7 protein-coding genes and 1 pseudogene are annotated in these 16615 nt (G+C 59.7%); all 8 read right to left on the reverse strand.

The window, feature by feature from the left end:
* Positions 1–24 precede the first annotated feature (24 nt).
* Positions 25–369 (reverse strand): 50S ribosomal protein L20, encoded by a 345-nt coding sequence (gene rplT, locus EI290_RS17630; protein WP_125432987.1) that lies wholly within the window; start codon positions 367–369, stop codon positions 25–27.
* A 169-nt stretch (positions 370–538) separates the two neighbouring features.
* Positions 539–733, reverse strand: coding sequence for a 50S ribosomal protein L35 (gene rpmI, locus EI290_RS17635; RefSeq protein WP_125432988.1), 195 nt, complete (start codon positions 731–733; stop codon positions 539–541).
* A 176-nt stretch (positions 734–909) separates the two neighbouring features.
* Positions 910–1467 (reverse strand): annotated as a pseudogene (gene infC / locus EI290_RS17640) (translation initiation factor IF-3); the annotation flags it as partial.
* Between the two features lie 435 nt (positions 1468–1902).
* Positions 1903–3870 carry a threonine--tRNA ligase gene (gene thrS, locus EI290_RS17645; protein WP_125432990.1) on the reverse strand — a complete coding sequence of 656 codons (1968 nt, stop codon included), beginning with the start codon at positions 3868–3870 and terminating at the stop codon, positions 1903–1905.
* Between the two features lie 155 nt (positions 3871–4025).
* Positions 4026–5153, reverse strand: a complete 1128-nt coding sequence (locus tag EI290_RS17650; protein ID WP_125432991.1) for a tetratricopeptide repeat protein — start codon at positions 5151–5153, stop codon at positions 4026–4028.
* A gap of 58 nt (positions 5154–5211) precedes the next feature.
* Entirely contained in the window at positions 5212–6171 is a 960-nt protein-coding gene (locus EI290_RS17655) for a tetratricopeptide repeat protein (RefSeq protein WP_221766277.1), read from the reverse strand.
* A 63-nt stretch (positions 6172–6234) separates the two neighbouring features.
* A complete protein-coding gene (locus tag EI290_RS17660; RefSeq protein ID WP_125433049.1) occupies positions 6235–9018 on the reverse strand; it encodes a DNA gyrase/topoisomerase IV subunit A in 2784 nt (927 codons plus the stop codon).
* A 1070-nt stretch (positions 9019–10088) separates the two neighbouring features.
* A complete protein-coding gene (locus EI290_RS17665; protein ID WP_125432993.1) occupies positions 10089–16571 on the reverse strand; it encodes a LamG-like jellyroll fold domain-containing protein in 6483 nt (2160 codons plus the stop codon).
* Positions 16572–16615 lie beyond the last annotated feature (44 nt).

Genomic DNA, 16615 nt, shown 5'->3' on the forward strand with positions numbered 1-16615 from the left:
TTTGTAATAAAGCATAGAACATGCTTATTTGATTTTCTCCACAATCCCTTTGAAGGCCTCGGGGTGATTCAGGGCCAGGTCAGCCAGTACCTTGCGGTTCAGCTCGATGCCAGCCTTTTTCAAACCACCCATGAACTGGGAGTACGACAGGCCGTGCTCACGGGCACCAGCATTGATACGCTGAATCCAGAGGGCACGGAACTCACGCTTCTTAACTTTACGGTCACGGTAAGCGTAGAGCAGGCCTTTCTCTACGGCGTTTTTGGCAACGGTCCATACGTTTTTGCGGCGGCCATAATAGCCTTTCGCCAAACGCATTACTTTTTTCCGACGGTGGCGCGAGGCCGCGTGGTTTACACTTCTTGGCATAACCAGAGTTGTTTTTGGCGGCCGGCGGCGGATGAATGCCGCAGCTTGAGGTTCCTACCGGACGCCTGGTGAAAAAGAATTAAAAATTAAAAACTGTGAATTAAAAATCAGACAATGGAGCGGCACAAACGGCCTGAGCCATTTCGAATTTTTAATTCTGCATTTTTAATTAAAGAGTAAGCATATCCTTTACGCGGTTCATATCAGCCGAGGAAACCAGGCCTACATGCGTGAGGGCACGCTTCTGCTTAGTGGTTTTCTTGGTCAGGATGTGGCTTTTGAAGGCGTGCTTACGCTTGATTTTGCCGGTGCCGGTCAGCGAGAAACGCTTCTTGGCGCCGGACTTGGTCTTCATTTTCGGCATTGTGGTGGTGATAAAGGGTGAAAAACTGCGGCGGTCGGCTGCCTAGGGCCGGTGCGCCAGCGTACAAATGGAACCGAAGTCCCGGGTAAAGCTTATTCAGCAGCCTTTTCGGCAGCAGGTTTTGCCTCTTTCGGGGCTGGTGCGCCACCCTCTTTTGGAGCAGCGGGCTTAGCTGGCTTGGCCGGAGCCACAGCTTTAGGCGCCAGGTACAGGAACATGCGTTTGCCTTCCAGCTTGGGCAACTGCTCTACTTTGCCAAGGTCCTCGAGGGCCTGAGCAAACTTAAGCAGCAGAATTTCGCCTCGCTCTTTAAAGACAATGCTTCGGCCTACGAAATGAACATAGGCCTTAATTTTGGCTCCTTCCCGCAGGAACTCCTGGGCGTGCTTTAGCTTGAATGCAAAGTCGTGGTCATCGGTGTTGGGTCCGAAACGGATTTCCTTGATGACAACTTTGGTCTGCTTGGCCTTCAGCTCGCGGGTTTTCTTCTTCTGCTCGTACTTAAATTTCGAGTAGTCGATGACGCGGCATACCGGCGGCACAGCCGTGGGCGAAATTTCGACGAGGTCCAGGTTTTGCTCCTGGGCAAAGCGACGGGCCTGCTCAATGGGGTAAATGCCCTGCTCCACGTTGTCGCCAACGAGGCGGACTTCACGGGCCGTAATCTTCTGGTTGATTTTGAACGGCTCCTCGACCTGAGCACGAGGGATATAGCGGCGGTTGGGGGTAGCTATGGCGGTTTCTCCTTAGGGTGAAAATCGGGTTTGAGGCGTGACTGACAGGACGCACAGAGGTCCTGATGGGTTCAATCAGCGTGCGAATATCCGGCATTTTTTCCGAATGCTCAAAAAACGCTATACAAAATTGCCGGAGCAGCAACAGCAAATCACAGGGTTTCCCGAGGTAGAAAGGCCCGGCCAGTCATCCTTTTCCCCTACTATAAGCATCTGAATTCAGCTAAGCTATACTGAACACTTGTAAGCAGACAACATGCTGCACCTGCTGCCCGAACGATACAGCTGAGGCAACGCCGTTTGAGCGAGAATCACAAAGCATAACTCCTAACGTCTAAAAAGCCCCTGCCGCGTAACCGGCAGGGGCTTTTTAGACGTTAGGAGTTATGCTTTGCAGAGGACGGATTGCTTCGCCCCTAGTTTCAGCAAAGGTAGTTAGTGCGTGGCTTCGGCAATTACGGTTTTGCCGTCCATCATGTCCTGCACCTGTTGCTGGAAGCTACTGATGAATTCTGCAATTGGCATACTACCAACATCACCCTGGCCGTGGCGCCGCACGGATACTACCCCGTCGGCCTGTTCCTTTTCGCCCACAATCAGCATGTAGGGAATTTTACCTACTTCCGCGTCGCGAATTTTCCGGCCGATTTTCTCGTCGCGGTGGTCCACCGTACCGCGCAACTCGGCCTGCACCAACTGGTCGTACACCTGCTGGGCGTAGTCGTGGTACTTTTCGGAAATGGGCAGTACGGCAAACTGCTCGGGCGAGAGCCAAAGCGGGAAGTTGCCGGCGCAGTGCTCAATGAGTACGGCCACGAAACGCTCCAGGGAGCCGAACGGCGCGCGGTGAATCATGACGGGGCGCTGGCGGGAGTTATCGGGCGCCACGTATTCCAGGTCGAACCGCTCGGGCAGGTTATAGTCTACCTGAATAGTACCCAGCTGCCACTTGCGGCCCAGCGCATCCCGCACCATAAAGTCGAGCTTGGGACCGTAGAAAGCCGCTTCGCCCAATTCGGTTACGGTGTTCAGGCCCTTCTCCGTAGCTGCCTCAATGATAGCCTGCTCGGCCTTGGCCCAGTTCTCATCGTTACCGATGTACTTGGTTTTGTTTTCCGGGTCGCGCAGGGAAATCTGGGCGGTGAAGTCGGGAAAGTCAAGGGCCCGCAGCACGTACAGGACGATGTCGATGACCTTCATGAACTCCTCTTTCACCTGATCGGGCCGGCAGAAGATGTGGGCGTCATCCTGGGTGAAGCCCCGCACCCGCGTGAGGCCGTGCAGCTCCCCACTCTGCTCGTAGCGGTATACGGTGCCAAACTCAGCCAGGCGCACCGGCAGGTCGCGGTACGAGCGGGGCTTGGTTTTGTAGATTTCGCAGTGGTGGGGGCAGTTCATGGGCTTGAGGAAGAATTCCTCGCCCGGATTCGGCGTTTTGATGGGCTGGAAGGAGTCGGCGCCATATTTTTCGTAGTGGCCGCTGGTCACGTACAGTTCCTTGGAGCCAATATGGGGCGTGACTACCGGCGAGTAGCCAGCCTTTATCTGGGCCCGACGCAGGAATTGCTCCAACCGCTCGCGCAGGGCAGTGCCCTTGGGCAGCCACAGGGGTAGCCCCGCTCCTACCTTCTCGCTGAACGCAAACAGCTCCAGCTCCTTGCCCAGCTTGCGGTGGTCACGGCGCTTGGCTTCTTCCAGTTTCTCCAGGTATTCCGTTAGCTCCTTGGCCTTGGGGAAGGTGATGCCGTAGATGCGCGTGAGCTGCTTGTTCTTCTCGTCGCCGCGCCAGTAAGCTCCAGCCACGTTGAGCAGCTTCACGGCCTTAATGGGCGAGGTATCAGGGATATGGGGGCCGCGGCAGAGGTCGGTGAACTCACCTTGGGTGTAAAAGGTGATGGAACCATCGTCGAGGCGCTCCAGCAGATCCAGCTTATAGGGGTCCTGCTTCTCGGTGAAATAGGCAATGGCGTCGGCCTTACTTACCTCCTTGCGCTCAAACTGGCTTTTTTTCTTGGCCAGCTCCAGCATTTTCTTCTCGACCTCCGGTAGGTCGTCGGTGGAGATGGTGCGGCCCTCGCCCAGGTCAATGTCGTAGTAAAAACCGTTTTCAATGCTGGGTCCAATCCCCAGTTTCACACCGGGGTACAGGGCTTCGAGGGCTTCGGCCATGAGGTGAGCCGAGGAGTGCCAGAAGGTGGACTTGCCTTCGGGGTCATTCCAGGTAAGGATGGCTACCTGAGCATCCTGGGTGATGGGGCGGTGCAGGTCGCGCACTTCGCCGTTGACGCGCACGCCAAGGGCATTACGGGCGAGGCCTTCACTGATGCCAGCGGCAACGTCGTAGCCCGTGGCGCCATCTACAAACTGGCGCACCGAGCCGTCGGGGAGGGTGATATTGAGCATAAAAAAGATGCGTAATGGCTATACAAACAGCCGTGAAGCCGCAAGGTACGGAAAGGGTGAAGTTGTGAAAGGTGAAATTGTGAGTTTAATAGTCGGTTGGAGCCGCTCGCGCAGTTGGAACTTAAACTTCCCACTGCACTAGCTCACCATTTCACCTAAAATCCCGAGGTTGGGCGTAGGGTGCTGATAGGCTCGACGGCCTCCACGGCGGCGCGGCGAACGGGCCGCTCTTCCACCACAATTCCCCGGGCGCGGTTGCCCACTTTCCAGGCCTTATAGGTCCAGTGGCGGTTACCAGGATTCTCAGCAACCAGCACCCGGTACTGATCAGCAGCCTCGGCGTAGCGTCCCAGGCTTTCGAAGCTCTCGGCCAGCATCTGGCGGGCATTTTCGAGACGGGGAGAGCGGCGCAAAGCCCGCTGCAGATGGGGCACGGCCTGCGCATAGCGGCGGGTTTTGAAAGCTGCCAGGCCCAGGCGGTAATCGGCGCGGTAGAACGTGGTATCCATCTGCACGGTGCGGGCGTAGATGCGGGCGGCGCTGTCGGGCTGGTTCTGGAGCTCAAACTGGCGGCCGTAGTCGTAGAGCAGCGGGCCGTAGGCGGGCGCCAGCTTGAGTCCGCGGGCGGCATACTGAGCGGCCTGAGCGGGCTGACGAAATGCGTTGAGCAGAAAGGCCAGCTGGTGCAGGGTTTCGGGTTGGCGCGGGTCGCGGGCAAGGCTGGCGCGGAGGTAGTCGAGGGCCTGCACCGTATCCTGAAGGCCGATATACGCCACACCTTTATAGAACAAGGCGGCGGGCTGATCGGGCTCCTGCTGCAGGGCCCGGTCAAGCTGGTCGAGGGCATCCTGGTAGCGGCGGGCGGCCAGGTGCATCTCCCCTACCAGCAGGTTCAGCTCCGGCGAAGCAAAGCCCCGGCGAGCTGCCTCATCAGTAGCGGCCAGCGCCGACTTGATGCGGCCCTGAGCCCGCAGGGCGCGGGCTTTGGTAAAGTAAAACTCGCCGGGGGCATCGTCCAGCTCCAGGGCTTGGTTGATGTCGCTCAGCGCGGGCTCCACCTGCCCGGCATCCAGCCGAAATGCGGCCCGGCGCGCGTAGAGCGACGCATTACGAGGCTGGCGGATAATGGCACCGTCCAACTCCGCCGCCTGAATATGGGGCCCGCTCTGCACGGTTTTCAGATTTACCATGCGCTCAGGCCGCTCCGTGGGCGTATCGGTGCAGGCGGCCAGCATTCCAGCAGCCAGCACGAGAGAAAACCGGAAAAAGCGAGAACCAGGCACGATAGGTACTGTACTAAATAACCCTCGTAAAGATACAGGGCAAAATTGGCAACGGGCGTCAGAGCCGTTTCAGGCGGTGATGCACCTGCCGCCGCAGCCGACGGTTCAGCTGTTCCAGCATTCGGCGGCAGCGCCGGCTGATTTCCAGCTCATCGGCCGTAACCGGCGTGAGGGCCACGGCTTCCTGCAGCACGGCAGTGGCCCGGGTTTGCTGGCTCCGGTTCAGATATACCCGGGCCAGATCATAGGCAAACTGAATCCGCTTGGGCTCCAACTCGTGGGCTTTCCGCAGGGCATCGACGGCCATAAAGGTACTGGCACTGGCGGGCACTCCACCCAAAAAAATCCGGCTGAATATCCGCTCCGGAATGTTGTAATGATCCACGCGGTAGTGCCAGCGGCCCAGCAGCTGCCAGGCATCGGCCCAGTCGGGCCGCAGCTCCGTGGCCCGGAACACGTGGCTGCGCATCTCGCGGTAGGCCAGCAGCCGGCCGCGGGCCGAGAGCAAGGTGGCTTGGTTGGCCAAGGTAAGGGCTTCGGCATAGTGACCCTCCGCCCCATCGGGCTGCACCACCAGGGCCCGGTTGGCATACAGGCGGGCGGCGGCGAAGTACGCCGATTTGCGGGTTTCGTCGGTATAGCGGGACCCGATGCGCACGCTCAGCACGGCGGCCTGCCACAATGCCTCATACGTAGCCGGAGCTTTGCTCAAAATCTGCTCATACTTGCTCAGCGCCTCCGATTCATGATACTCGGCCTGCAGGCGGCCCGCTTCGCTCAGGAGCTGGACAATGGCCGGATCGGGAGCAGCCGTTCCTCCGGCAGGCCGGGCAGATTTACCGGATTTAGCGGGCGGCTGGGCCAGCAGGTTGGGGGCCAGTACTAACCACCAGCTCAGCAGCACCCAGCGGGCTAGGCAGCAAAACACGTGTGGCATATGCACGGAGGTGGTAAAGGGGAAAAACGCCGGCAGGGTATTGCCCTGGTAGCAACCGTAAAGTTGGGTAATTGGCAGCATAACGGCCGCTCATCCGGAAATGAGCGGCCGTTATGCTGGCGCGGCAAGAAAACTTCTGCAATTCTAGAACAGCTTCAACTGCGACTTAGGCGTTTTCAGTACGGCCTGGGCCTGGGCTACGTCGGCGGCCGAAATATCCACGTCGCCGAGGGGTTCCGACAGGGGCTCCGCGTCAGCCGGGGCAGTAGCGGCGGCAGCACGCGGAATAGTAGCCGGACCCGCTTTTTTCTTGGCAGCCTTGCGCTCGGGCTCGGGCCCTTCGTCGGTGAGCAGCGTGAGGGCGTGGATTTTAAAGTAGTTGAGCTTGTTGCCCATGGCCTTCCAGCCTTTCACGTCAATGAACTCGTGGAGCCGCAGCTTCTCGGTTTCCTTGTCGGCCTTTTTGTCGCGCTGGAGCTTGATTTCCACCTGCGGCTCGGCAAAGGCCGTGACGGCCAGCAGCTTGGAGCCGGGCGTTTCGCTGATGAAGGTGAAGCGCTTTTTCAGGGTAGCCGTTTCAATGTTGAACCGCTTCACGTAGTGCGTCTTCGACTCGCCCTCGTAGTACACGGCACTCAGTACCGTATCGGGTTCCAGCTTGCGCAGCAGCACCATATTGGTCATATCGAACTGCAAAGACAGCTCGGGCGGCACCACCTCGTAGCTGCCATCCTTGTACACCCGCAACAGCGTATCCTCGGTGTCGAAGGCTCCCAGGTAGCGGCCGTGGCCGGCGTGGTTAAGGCGGCCCACCACGCTGTCAAAGAACAGCTCCCGCCCGCCCAGCGTGGAGTCGCCGAGGCTTTTCTGGGTGATTTTCTTGATGGGCTGCTTGGTGACGATGTTGCCCATGGAGCCCTTGCCCTTGATGGCCAGCTCGGCAAAGTCGAAATCGAACTGCTTGACGCGGGCTGGGGCCTTATCGGACAGCTGCACGCTCACCACCTCCGACTCGGAGTTGGGGTTAGCCGTGAGGTAGAGCGTTTTGGTGCCCTTGGTGCCTTTGGTGAGGTCGTACACTTTGTCGCGGGTGATGCCCGTGACCAGGAACCGCTTGGCGAAGCTGATGCCCGAGGCCCCGTCGAGGTACACCATGTTGTATACCAGCCGGTCGTCGTTCTTGTTGTACACGCCTACGTGCAGAATGTCCTTGCCCACGAAGGTCTTCTCCGCAATTCTGGACACCGTAAACGTGCCGTCGCGGCGGATGGCAATGATGTCGTCGAGGTCGGAGCAGTTGGTGACTTCCACGGCTTTTTCGTCTTTTTTGAGGCCGTAGCCTACAAAACCGTCCTGGTAGTTCACGTAGAGCTTCTGGTTGGCCACGGCCACTTTCTGGGCCGTTACCACGTCAAAGGTGCGCAGCTGGGTTTTCCGCTCCCGGCCCGCGCCGTACTTTTTCAGCAGGCCCTCGAAGTAGTTGATGGCGTAGCGGGTGAGGTGGGCCAATTGGTCGGCCACTTCGGTTAGCTCGGTTTTCAGGCGATGAATGTATTCCTCAGCCTTGAACCCATCGTACTTGCTGATGCGCTTGATGCGGATTTCGGTCAGGCGCGTGAGGTCATCCTCGGTGATGGCGCGGCGCAGCACGATGCGCGTGTCGTTGGCCTTCTCCTTCTCCCCTTCAATGCGCACAAACTTGCGCAGGCCGGCATCAATGGTTTGCAGAATATCTTCCCAAGTTTCGCACTCCTCGATTTTGCGGTAGATGCGGTTTTCGATGAAAATCTTCTCCAGAGAAGCCGAATGCCACTTTTCCTGCAACTCCTCCTGGCGGATTTCCAGCTCCCGCTCCAGCAGCCGCACCGTTTTCTGGGTGCTCAGCCGCAGCATGTCCTCCACCCCTACGAAGCGCGGCTTATCCTCGATGATAACGCAGGTGTTGGGCGAGATGCTGATTTCGCAGTCGGTGAAGGCGTAGAGGGCATCCATGGTGAGGTCAGGACTCACGCCGGTGGGCAGGTGCACCTGAATTTCCACCTCGGCGGCCGTGTTGTCGACCACCTTCTTAATCTTGATTTTGTTGGCTTCCGAGGCCTTCACGATACTCTCCATCAGCGCCGTGGTGGTGGTGCCGTAGGGAATGTCGCGGATGACGAGCATGGTCTTGTCGGCCTTCTCGATGGTAGCCCGCAACCGTATTTTGGCCCCGCGCAGGCCGCCGTTGTAGTTGGTCACGTCGCAGAGGCCGCCGGTCGGGAAGTCCGGGAACAGCTGGATGTCGCGGCCCCGCAGCACGTCGATGCTGGCTTTGCACAGCTCGCGGAAGTTGTGGGGCATGATCTTGGTGCTCAGACCCACGGCAATACCTTCCACGCCCTGAGCCAGCAGCAGCGGGAACTTCACAGGCAGCGTGGTAGGCTCCCGCTTGCGGCCGTCGTAGCTCATCTGCCACTCCGTAATGTCGGGGTTGAACACCACATCCAGCGCAAACTTGCTGAGGCGGGCCTCGATGTAGCGGGGTGCGGCGGCCCCGTCGCCAGTGCGGATGTCGCCCCAGTTGCCCTGGGTTTCAATCAGCAGGTCCTTCTGGCCCAGGTTCACCATGGCGTCGCCGATGCTGGCGTCGCCGTGGGGGTGGTACTGCATGGTTTGCCCGATGACGTTGGCTACTTTGTTAAAGCGGCCGTCGTCCATTTCCTTCATGGCGTGCAGAATGCGGCGCTGCACGGGCTTGAGGCCGTCTTCGATGGCCGGCACGGCCCGCTCCAGAATCACGTAGCTGGCGTAGTCCAGAAACCAGTTCTGGTACATGCCATTCACGGTGGCCACGTCGTGAATCGTCTCGCCGGGCGCGAATTTGGGCTCCTCCTCGGGGGCAGCTTCCTCTTCGGCAGGCCCGGCGGCGGTGGTTTCGGCGGCAGCCATTTCCAGCAGCAGCTCCCCGGTTTCACTCACGCTGAGTTGGGTGGTACCATCGTGGTCGGCGGTTGGTGCAGCGGAGGCCGCACCAAAATCCAGGGAGTCGCCGGCGCCAAAGAGGTGGGGCTGCTCGGTAGAATTTGGATCCTGGGGAATATTGTCTTCTGACACGGTAGGGTGTGGCGCTTGCCACCGTTATTGTTCTTGTACCTCTCTTCCGGCCATTCAGGCGGAAGGCTATGCTGCACTGCGGTTTAGAGCCGGACGGTCGTGCACCGGGGCGTTGGCGCACGAAATCGGGGGAAAAGCTACAAATAAAATCAGCAGCTTCCGGACCATGCTAATGACCGGCCCCAAGCTCAAAAGTACCGTTGGCCGCGCAGAATGCAATATTCGCAACGACCAACCGCCCTTTCAAAGTTCCTAATTTCATTAGCCAAAAGCAAGTACAAGCATGGGAAATCCTATTTCACGCTCTGAAACGAATGAACCCTGGTTGACCGAGCAATTATTATACTAACATAATTAGCAAATGCTTCCTTCGCAAATCGTTCAGAGTGGCTCCAGGCAATGTTTAGAGAGTGGAAGGCACAGCATCTCCCTGAATTGGTTGGCTGGGCATCCGTTGCGGAGAGTGGAAGCCGTGCTAGGATGTGTCTGGAAAGTCGTTTTAAGCCTCATGGTCGTCATGCTGAGCTTGCCGAAGCATCTCTACCATTTCGACAGGTACCATTCAACAAAGCGGCAGAGATGCTTCGGCAAGCTCAGCATGACCGTTCTGGAGTTTTTAGACACAGCCTTAACAAGTGAATAGACGTGCTGTAGCGCAGCCACCGGTTGGGGGCAGACCGTGTGTCGCCAGGGACTACCTACCGCGTAGCGGGGCCCAAGTTGTCCGTCGGTTGGGTGTATCGGTTCAGGCGGCTTCCGGCGTTAGTCAGCGGCGGCCATGCTGAGGCCCATGTTCCTATTCAAAGACCACTCAAAGGGACAGATGATTCACCCACAAAAGCCCATAACGCAACAGGCCCACCCCAGCGGGGCAGGCCTGTTGATGCAAGCAGAAAAGATGGGGTTTAGGGCACGATGCAGCGGGCCTGCTGCTGCCCGGCGGCCGTACGGTAGCGGACGTGGTAAAGGCCCCGGGGCAGGCCCGTCAGGGAGAGGCGGCCGGGAGTACCGGGTGCTACGGCCGGTTGCGCCCGAACCACCTGCCCTACTGCGTTTAGTACTTCCACAGTGGCTGCTGTGGCCGGACCGGTGTATTGGTAGCTAACGGCGCCATCTTCGGCCAGCGTGGGGTATACCGCAAATTGGGCTTCCGGCACTTCACCAACGGCCAGGGTGCGCACCTGCGAGAAGGAAGCCGTGCCATTGGCATCTACCTGGCGGAGCCGGTAGTACACGAGCGGAGTATGGTAGCGGCTCAGGCCGGCATCCCGGAAGGAATAGGCGTGGGCCTGGGTTGAGCTACCCTGCCCGGCTACCCGTCCCAGGGACCGGAACGTGCGGCCATCGGCGGATGACTCGACCTCGAAATAGGCATTGTTCAGTTCCTGGGCCGTTGCCCAGCGCAGCAGGGCGTCAGCGCCTTGCCGCTCGGCCGTGAAATCCGTAAGCTTAACGGGTAAGGGGTTGGAGCGGGCGCCCAGCGTCCAGATGGAGAAATGCTCGACTCCGGTGGCCGTAACCGTGTTGGCCGCGGGACTGGCACTGGCTACATTGATCCGGTCCCAGGGTCCCGAGGTACCGGTGCTGGAGCGGAAAATACCCAGGTCCGTTTCGGTGATGCCGTTCAACTCTGCATCCAGATAGCCCAGCTCCACGGTTACCTCCAGCCCGGCGTTGGTAGTGGGCTGAATATCATAGTAGCGGCTGATGCTTTTGCTGGTTCCCTGACCACTGAGAGCCGTGCCCGTAGTGCGCAGTACCACCGTCGAGCCGGGACTAACGGAGCCAGCGGCTGGTGTCAGCCTCAGTCCCAGCCCACCAAAGGACTGCGTGGCGCCCGGCGCGAGGGCGCGGGTAGTAGCAACGATGCCGGTCACGTAGCTGGTAGCCGTTTCGCTGAGGGTGGCCGTGCTGCCCAGAGCCACCTGGTAGGAGTCGGTCAGGAGGCTGCCGCTGCTGAGCGTCAGAGCCACGCCTACGGGCATGTTCTGGGCCAGTTGCACCAGACCACTGGCTTTGTTTACAGAAACGGTGGTGAAGCCGGTAGCCGTGGTGCCGCCCAGGGTTTGAGTAGCTGCCGATCCGGTAAATACCACTGGTCCGGCCAGGGTAGCGGTACCGTTGTTGATCCAGTCGCCGTGAATCTGCAGGGTAGCGCCCCCAGCCGTGGCCAGAGTGGCCCCGCTGGCAATTGTGAGGTTCTGGGCAGTATAGGTGCCGGCGGGCAGGCTGGGGTAGCGGCCCAGGCCGGCCGGAATAACGACGCTGGTAGCAGCATCGGGCACTTTACCGTAGCTCCAGTTGGCGCAGTCGGTCCAGGCAGAGCTGGCGCTGCCATTCCAGGTGGTAGTAGGCGTGGCGGGTACGCTTACCGTTACAAAGGCCGACTGCGTGGTGGTGTTGCCCGAGGCATCAGATACGGCTACTGTTACGGTTTGCGGCGTACCTACCTGGGCGCAGGTAAACGTAGCGGGCGTAATCACCACTGAGCTAACGGCGCAGTTGTCGGTAGCCCCGGTGTACACCTGGCTCTGGCTGAGCGTAGCCGTGCCGGAGGCACTCAGAGTAAGCGAGGCCGGCTGGGTAAAGGCACTGTTGTTGGGCACCAGAATGTAGAGGCGCTTCACGGTGTAGGTGCTGGCATTGTAGGCAAAAGTCCAGTCGGGGTGGCCGCTGCCTCCCACCTGGCTACCAATGCCCAGGTCACCGATTCCGCCCCCGTCGCCGTTGCTGCCCCAGTTGTTGTAGGCCAGCAGGGTTTGAGCGTTGGTTACGTTATGCACCTGGAAGGAGCCGTAGTTGCGGTTGGCAGCCGGCAGGTCGCCGAAATCATAGAGGCTACCGCTGGCTCCGGGCACATTGCTGGCATTGGTGGGCTGGTAATCGGTGGTCCACATTTCCAGACGGCCGGTGCCCAGGCTAGTGCCCGTGGTAACGCCCGCGTTGCTGCTGGCAAACACGTTCAGGTTGCTCACGTTCTGGTTCCAGGCCACGTTATTGGCCGTCGGGTTAGGCATACCCAGCTGCGCCAGTGTGGAAGCGAAGTTGTCCATAGAGGCCCACACCCACTTCGTAACACCTCCGCTCTGCAGCTCCATAAAATAGGCCACGCGGGCGGGCCGGGCAATGCTTACGCCCGAGTTGTTTACAGCGTAGGGAATGGACGATAAGCCATTAAAGCTGGCCGCGTTGGGAATATTAAGCTGGTAGAGTACGCCATAGTTGCCGGCCTCGGGTACATTGCTGGTGGCCAGCGCCGGGGCGGCGGGCAATGGGCCACTGCCGGCGGCGGCCGGCGCTGTATTATCAGTTACTGCTACAAGGGCCTGGGCCGTGCTGGTAGCCCCGCTGGCATCCGTTACGGTCAGGGTAACCGGCAAGCCAGGCGTAACCGGAGCACCCGGTGTGAGCCAGTTGGGGCTGCTGAAGAGCGTACCGGGGCTGTTAGACGCCGAGGCATCAGTTACGGTAGCACCGGATCCTTCATTGAGGCGGTAATATGCCACCAGGCCGCTGGTGCTGCCGGGCAGGCTGGCCGCGCGGGCGGTGCTGATTTGCGCAGCCGTACGGGCCACATTCCATACCCGAACCTCATCCAGGCGACCGGTAAGGAACTCGTTGGCTTGCGGGAATGAGCGTTGGGCCATGCGCCAGGTGGTACCCGTAGTATTGAAAGCCGAGGGGTTCAACTGCACGTCGAGCGCACCGTTTACGTAGAGCTTGAGGGTAACACCATCGTAGGTAGCAGCCACATGGTTCCAGGCATTCACCGTCAGGACCACATTACCACGCAGGTCGTTGTTTTCGCCCACGTAGTAGAGTCTGCCGCCATTAATCAGCAGGCCCGAGCGTTGGTTAATGGTGGGCGTACCATAATTAAAGATAACGCCGTTGGCCCCGGCCGCCGTGGGATATACCCAGGCTTCCAACGTACGGGCCGCGTTGCCCAGGGGCAGGTTAGCATTGGTTCCCTGCACATACTGGGTCGTGCCGTTGAAGCTCAAGGCCGCATTGGTTCCCGCAGGCACCGCATCGGCGCAGCTGAACGCAGTAGTCGACAGGCTCAAGGCAGCGGGCGTAGCCGGACCACAGTTGGCAGTGCTGCCGTTGTTCACGGCTGTAGCTGCCACCGAAGCCGCACCACTGGCATTGAGTGTCACCGTCACGTTCTGGGCTACGGCCACCGGGGCCGCGCAGGTAGCAGCACTGATAGTGCCGGAATATGCCCCCTGGCCGCTAACGGAAGTTTTATCGGCCCGCAAGCGGTAGTAATACGTAGTACTGGCGGTCAGACCGGTAATGGGTTGGCTGGTAGCGCCAGCTGCCGGGGTGAGCGTGCTTACGCCCGATGCAAACGTGGCCGAAGTGGAGTAATCGAGTACATAACTGGTAACCGTACCCACTGCCGGAGCCGTCCAGGTGGCCGTAAAGCCGGTGCTACCAATAGTGGTAGCAGCCGTGGCCGTGGGCACTACCAGAGCGTAGCTTTCCAGGTAATTTGAGGTGGTGGTGCCAGTCAGCGCAAAATTGGTGAGCGTGCCCGTAAAGGCGTTGTTGCTCTGGTCATAGAGCGTAGTCAGGCCCGCGTTGTTACCGCCGGCGGCGCCCTGGTCGAAGCTCAGGTACAGGCTCAGGCTGGCCGGCACGCTGGCAGTGGTGCTGAGCATATCGGCCTGCACCTGGGCCTGCGTGAGGGCAGCAGTATACATGCGCACCTCATCGAGCTTGCCATTAAAGAAGCGTTGCGGACTACCACTGAGCCAGCTACCAATGCTGTAGGGAGTTGCCGCTACCGCTACGGCCGTTGTGTACGTTCCCGTATGGTTCAGTACCCCGTTCACGTAAAATCTTACCGTTCTGGCGCTGGCCGAGTACACAACAGCTACGTGCGACCAACGGCCGGTAGGCAGGGCTGTAGTTGAAACCACATCTACCGGACTGTTACCATTCACACTGAAGCCCAGGTTGTTACCATAGAACTGGCAATGCATGGCTTGGCCCGGGAAATTATCAGCCATTATTAGCGCATCCAGGGAGCCACTAAAGGCCGCTGGATTCACCCAGGCTTCCAGGGTAAGCTCCGCCGTGGCAGGCAAAGTGCTAGCCATGCGCACGTAGTCATCGGTTCCATCGAAGGCCAGGGCATTGCCAGGCGGTGGCAGGAAAACGAAGGCCGTACTGGTTACCGTACCCCCCGGCGTAGTTACCAGACTCGTGCCGGTAGCCGTAGCGCCAGCCGGTACCCGAAAGGTAATGCTGGTGGCCGTATTGGTAAGAATTGTAGCCGCCGCACCGTTGATAGTCAGGGCCGTAGCTCCGGCCAGGTTGGTACCGGTGAGTGTAGCGGGCAGGCCGGCCCCCGCCGGATTGGGGCTGAAGCTGGTAATAGTGGGAGCCGGCGGCTGGTTGAGGCGCAGCTCTACTGCCGTGCTGCCGTTGTTGCCCACAAACAGGTCCAGGTCACCGTCGTTGTCGATGTCGGCCAGTACCGGGCTGTACCGGTCGCCGCCCAGGGCCAGATTGGTAGTGCCGCTGAAGGTGCCGCTGCCGTTATTAAAGCGAATACTGGCGGTGCCATTAGGCGAGCTATTAAAATTCGCCGTAGCCAGGTCCAGGTCACCGTCACTGTCCAAATCACCCAGAGTAATGCCCTGGGGTGAGGGACTCACGGTAATTTCCTGATTCGCAGCAAAAAGGCCAGTACCGCTGTTCAGGCGGATACTCACTGTACCGCTTCCCAGGTTGGATACCGCCATATCCAGGTCTCCGTCGCCGTCCAGGTCGCCCAGGGAAATGCGGCCGGGGTTAGTACCTACGCCCGGGTTATAGGAGCCACTGAATGAGCCGCTGCCGTCGTTCAGGCGCACGGCCACCGAGTTGGAGTTGTAACATGGAGCCAGCAGGTCCAGGTCGCCGTCGGCATCCACATCACCCAGGGTCAACCCAAAGCAGCTGGAGCTCACTCCGATAACCTGAGCACTACTGAAGGAGCCGCTACCGGAGTTTATCAGTACGGTGATGGAGCTATTGTTGGCCACGAAGTTCACTACCAGCGCATCCAGGTCGCCATCGGCATCCACATCGCCCAGGGTCAGCGCATACGGTGTGCCGATGCTCAGATCCTGGCCGCCAGAAAAGGTGCCGCTGCCGTTGTTCAGCCGGACGCTTACCTGTCCGCCGGAGAAATTTCCGGTCATGATATCCAGGTCACCATCGGCGTCCAGGTCGCCCAGCGCCAGCGTGTTGGGGCTGATGGGTACCGAAGCGGCCGTGCCAGCCGTAAAGCCACCGGCACCATTGCCGAGCAGTACGTTTACCGTATTGCCGCTACCCGCCGTGAGCAGGTCAAGGTTACCGTCGCCGTTCACGTCGCCTACACTCAGGGAGCGGGGCGAGAATCCCCCGTTAATTGTGGTACTGGCAGGAAAGTTTCCCCGGCCCGAACCACCGGCAGCCGTTGTAAACTGATACACCTGCTTGTTGGTGGTAGCGGCGCCCCCAGTGCTGGTTACAGTGGCCGGAATGCTGGTAAACACCGTTTCACCGGGTTCAAAGCTCACGCTGGGGTCGAAGGTGACGGTGCTGCCGCTGGTGCTGTAGGTGCCGGCTTTCCGCCCCCCGGCCTGGGCCGAGAACACCCGGATAGTGCTGGCCGTAGCCGAGTTGATATTCTGGGAAAAACCAACCTGCACGTTGCTGCCCGCAGCGGCCGTTTTGGCATTGCGCACGGGCGCCAGGCTGGTTACAGCCGGTGGGTCGACGGTAAATGCAGTGGAGGTGAAGGTGGCGTAGGTACCGTCGTTGGCCGGCTGAATGCTGCCAACCAGTACGCCGTCGATATATACATTCAGGTTCTGGTTGTTGCTGGAGCAGCAGTTGCGTTGCGCTACCTGAAAGCGGACCCGGTACTGCCCCGTGCCGAGAGTAAGGGTTTGCTGAATCTGCCCGTTGGCCGTACCCGCCGTGCTCTGCACAAACGCCACGGCAGAGCCGTTGGGCGTAATGGGTGCGCCAAAGCCTCCTCCATTCAGGGCAATACCCGAGCGGGAATTGAACGCCCATGATGCTCCGGCGGGCGCGTAACCATAGCTGCCGTTGCCTAATGCGCCGTAGCTTTCAAAACTGGGGTTGGTCACGGCCCCGCTTATCACAATGCCATCCGACACCCGCACAATTTCTACCAGATCAACGAAGGCCGTCACGTCGGCGCTGGTGTTGCCCGTACCCTGAATCAGGAGGACAGGATTGGCGGCCCAAGCGGATGCAGAGCTGGTCAGCAGCAGTAACAGCAGCAGCCAGGCGCTCCGCCAGGCCGGGTGGCGAGAGGGAGTGGTGGTTAGCTGCGTAGTGGGGTAAACCCCACGAATGAGTAGAGGTGTTCGGTGCATAGAGTAGAGAAAAGGGTACGAACAAGGGAAAGCCCGGCAGGCGC

It is taken from the genome of Hymenobacter metallilatus (assembly GCF_003944705.1).
GTDB lineage: Bacteria > Bacteroidota > Bacteroidia > Cytophagales > Hymenobacteraceae > Hymenobacter > Hymenobacter metallilatus.